We start from the raw sequence: 451 nt of genomic DNA on the forward strand, positions 1-451 counted from the left end.
TGGGCGAGGGCGGCGGCGTGCTGGCGCAGCCGGGGCAGGCCCTCGTGGTCGGGTCGTACGGTGTCCAGCCGGCCCGCGATGTCGAGGAGCCGGGCCCGGTTCGCCTCGGAGCGGGCGGTACGGGCGGCGCGCGCGCCGCGCAGTTCGCCCAGCGCGTGCAGGTGTACCCCGGGCAGCAGGCTGCCCGCCGGGGCCTGGGCGGCGGCCCGCCCGGCAAACTCGATCATCAGCTCGTCGGAGCCGTGCCACTTGGCGAACCAGTACTGCATGGCCTGCCAGTGGGCGGCCGGGTGGTGGGGCGCGCGGAGCGTGAGGTTGCGCCACAGGTCGGCGAACCGGCTGTGCGTGTAAGACAGCGCCCGCGCGGCCGTGATCATGACGACCCAGGGTCCGGGGTCCGCGGGGGCCAGGTCGGCGGCGCGCTGCGCGGCGGCCATGGCGGCGGGCAGTT

1 pseudogene is annotated in these 451 nt (G+C 76.9%); it reads right to left on the reverse strand.

From position 1 onward, the window contains the following. Window positions 1-451, reverse strand: a pseudogene (locus G3I71_RS47475) (hypothetical protein); the annotation flags it as partial.

Origin of the sequence: Streptomyces sp. SID12501 (genome assembly GCF_010550245.1) — a bacterium.
GTDB lineage: Bacteria > Actinomycetota > Actinomycetes > Streptomycetales > Streptomycetaceae > Streptomyces.